Source organism: Candidatus Hakubella thermalkaliphila (assembly GCF_013281975.1).
In the GTDB taxonomy this organism is placed as follows: Bacteria; Actinomycetota; Humimicrobiia; order Hakubellales; family Hakubellaceae; genus Hakubella; species Hakubella thermalkaliphila.
The window spans coordinates 1-588 of record NZ_BLRZ01000448.1; the positions used below are offsets into that span (position 1 = coordinate 1).

The 588-nt window shown below is 47.6% G+C and carries 1 protein-coding gene; it reads right to left on the minus strand.

Annotation, left to right across the window (positions count from 1 at the left end):
• On the minus strand, positions 1-588 hold a 588-nt coding region (locus HW443_RS12650; protein ID WP_176238380.1), incomplete at both ends, for an HD domain-containing protein.

A 588-nucleotide genomic window follows, 5' to 3' on the forward strand; every position in this document is an offset into this window, starting at 1 on the left:
CTCAGGGGTCTGCGGACATCGGGGAGATCCCCATTCCTGTTGCCCGTGGTGGCTTAGGAGTATGTGTAGTAGGTGGGTTCTCAAATCTGCTAGAAAGAATTCTATCTCATTGATCTTCTCGGCAACCATTTGATGCCCAATGGCTATATGTCCCAGAAGTTTACCCTCATCAGTCATCTCTATTACCACACCCACTTTATATTCGTGCACTTTACCTATGTCATGGAGAATAGCGCCGGCCAGGGCCAGGTCTCGGTTTACGTTACTATACTTTGCAGCCATATGGTCACAGGTCTCACAGACGGAGAGGGTGTGTTCCAGAAGGCCACCAGAATAGGAATGGTGATAGGTGATGGCGGCGGCAGCCTTTTTGAAGCTATCGGAAAAGCTTTCATCCAGGAAGAACTTCAGCAGGAGGTCTCTTAAGAAGGGGTTTTTCATACTTCGGATCAGGGAGAGGAGTCGGGAGAACATCTCCTTTACATCTTTTGGACAGGTCCTAATGAAGTCGGAAAGGTCGCCTTTTTTGAGGTCCTGTATCTTCTGATGAGTAAGTATGTTAGTTTGAAGATCATCTCCATAGAGGCT